Below are 3,130 nucleotides of genomic sequence, written 5' to 3' on the forward strand. Positions count from 1 at the left end.
TCGTTCTTTAAAAATTTGGGTATGTGATAGAAAGATAGACTGAACGTTACTTTCACTGGTAACGGATCAGGCTAAGGTAAAATTTGTGAGTTCTCTTAGTTGAGAAATTCGAATTTTCGGCGAATGTCGTCTTCACAGTATAACCAGATTGCTTGGGGTTATATGGTCAAGTGAAGAAGCGCATACGGTGGATGCCTTGGCAGTCAGAGGCGATGAAAGACGTGGTAGCCTGCGAAAAGCTTCGGGGAGTCGGCAAACAGACTTTGATCCGGAGATGTCTGAATGGGGGAACCCAGCCATCATAAGATGGTTATCTTACGCTGAATACATAGGCGTAAGAGGCGAACCAGGGGAACTGAAACATCTAAGTACCCTGAGGAAAAGAAATCAACCGAGATTCCCTTAGTAGTGGCGAGCGAACGGGGACTAGCCCTTAAGTGGCTTTGAGATTAGCGGAACGCTCTGGAAAGTGCGGCCATAGTGGGTGATAGCCCTGTACGCGAAAATCTCTTAGTCATGAAATCGAGTAGGACGGAGCACGAGAAACTTTGTCTGAATATGGGGGGACCATCCTCCAAGGCTAAATACTACTGACTGACCGATAGTGAACTAGTACCGTGAGGGAAAGGCGAAAAGAACCCCGGAGAGGGGAGTGAAATAGATCCTGAAACCGTATGCGTACAAGCAGTGGGAGCCCACTTTGTTGGGTGACTGCGTACCTTTTGTATAATGGGTCAGCGACTTATTTTCAGTGGCGAGCTTAACCGAATAGGGGAGGCGTAGCGAAAGCGAGTCTTAATAGGGCGTCTAGTCGCTGGGAATAGACCCGAAACCGGGCGATCTATCCATGGGCAGGTTGAAGGTTGGGTAACACTAACTGGAGGACCGAACCGACTACCGTTGAAAAGTTAGCGGATGACCTGTGGATCGGAGTGAAAGGCTAATCAAGCTCGGAGATAGCTGGTTCTCCTCGAAAGCTATTTAGGTAGCGCCTCATGTATCACTGTAGGGGGTAGAGCACTGTTTCGGCTAGGGGGTCATCCCGACTTACCAAACCGATGCAAACTCCGAATACCTACAAGTGCCGAGCATGGGAGACACACGGCGGGTGCTAACGTCCGTCGTGAAAAGGGAAACAACCCAGACCGTCAGCTAAGGTCCCAAAGTTATGGTTAAGTGGGAAACGATGTGGGAAGGCTTAGACAGCTAGGAGGTTGGCTTAGAAGCAGCCACCCTTTAAAGAAAGCGTAATAGCTCACTAGTCGAGTCGGCCTGCGCGGAAGATGTAACGGGGCTCAAACCATACACCGAAGCTACGGGTATCATCTTCGGATGATGCGGTAGAGGAGCGTTCTGTAAGCCTGTGAAGGTGAGTTGAGAAGCTTGCTGGAGGTATCAGAAGTGCGAATGCTGACATGAGTAACGACAATGGGTGTGAAAAACACCCACGCCGAAAGACCAAGGTTTCCTGCGCAACGTTAATCGACGCAGGGTTAGTCGGTCCCTAAGGCGAGGCTGAAAAGCGTAGTCGATGGAAAACAGGTTAATATTCCTGTACTTCTGGTTATTGCGATGGAGGGACGGAGAAGGCTAGGCCAGCTTGGCGTTGGTTGTCCAAGTTTAAGGTGGTAGGCTGGAATCTTAGGTAAATCCGGGATTCTAAGGCCGAGAGCTGATGACGAGTTACTCTTTGAGTGACGAAGTGGTTGATGCCATGCTTCCAAGAAAAGCTTCTAAGCTTCAGGTAACCAGGAACCGTACCCCAAACCGACACAGGTGGTTGGGTAGAGAATACCAAGGCGCTTGAGAGAACTCGGGTGAAGGAACTAGGCAAAATGGCACCGTAACTTCGGGAGAAGGTGCGCCGGTGAGGGTGAAGGACTTGCTCCGTAAGCTCATGCCGGTCGAAGATACCAGGCCGCTGCGACTGTTTATTAAAAACACAGCACTCTGCAAACACGAAAGTGGACGTATAGGGTGTGACGCCTGCCCGGTGCCGGAAGGTTAATTGATGGGGTTAGCTAACGCGAAGCTCTTGATCGAAGCCCCGGTAAACGGCGGCCGTAACTATAACGGTCCTAAGGTAGCGAAATTCCTTGTCGGGTAAGTTCCGACCTGCACGAATGGCGTAACGATGGCGGCGCTGTCTCCACCCGAGACTCAGTGAAATTGAAATCGCTGTGAAGATGCAGTGTATCCGCGGCTAGACGGAAAGACCCCGTGAACCTTTACTATAGCTTTGCACTGGACTTTGAATTTGCTTGTGTAGGATAGGTGGGAGGCTTTGAAGCGTGGACGCCAGTTCGCGTGGAGCCAACCTTGAAATACCACCCTGGCAACTTTGAGGTTCTAACTCAGGTCCGTTATCCGGATCGAGGACAGTGTATGGTGGGTAGTTTGACTGGGGCGGTCTCCTCCTAAAGAGTAACGGAGGAGTACGAAGGTGCGCTCAGACCGGTCGGAAATCGGTCGTAGAGTATAAAGGCAAAAGCGCGCTTGACTGCGAGACAGACACGTCGAGCAGGTACGAAAGTAGGTCTTAGTGATCCGGTGGTTCTGTATGGAAGGGCCATCGCTCAACGGATAAAAGGTACTCCGGGGATAACAGGCTGATACCGCCCAAGAGTTCATATCGACGGCGGTGTTTGGCACCTCGATGTCGGCTCATCACATCCTGGGGCTGAAGCCGGTCCCAAGGGTATGGCTGTTCGCCATTTAAAGTGGTACGCGAGCTGGGTTTAGAACGTCGTGAGACAGTTCGGTCCCTATCTGCCGTGGACGTTTGAGATTTGAGAGGGGCTGCTCCTAGTACGAGAGGACCGGAGTGGACGAACCTCTGGTGTTCCGGTTGTCACGCCAGTGGCATTGCCGGGTAGCTATGTTCGGAATAGATAACCGCTGAAAGCATCTAAGCGGGAAACTAGCCTCAAGATGAGATCTCACTGGAACCTTGAGTTCCCTGAAGGGCCGTCGAAGACTACGACGTTGATAGGTTGGGTGTGTAAGCGCTGTGAGGCGTTGAGCTAACCAATACTAATTGCCCGTGAGGCTTGACCATATAACACCCAAGCAATTTGCGTCGAAAGGCCAGATTGCGGTGTGTGAAGACGAAACGAACCGAAAGTTCGAT

1 rRNA gene is annotated in these 3,130 nt (G+C 51.1%); it reads left to right on the top strand.

Annotated features, from left to right (window positions below):
• The first annotated feature begins 164 nt into the window (after positions 1–164).
• Positions 165–3,058, top strand: a 23S ribosomal RNA gene (locus tag FIV38_RS29725).
• Positions 3,059–3,130 lie beyond the last annotated feature (72 nt).

The organism is Pseudomonas proteolytica (genome assembly GCF_007858275.1).
GTDB lineage: Bacteria > Pseudomonadota > Gammaproteobacteria > Pseudomonadales > Pseudomonadaceae > Aquipseudomonas > Aquipseudomonas proteolytica.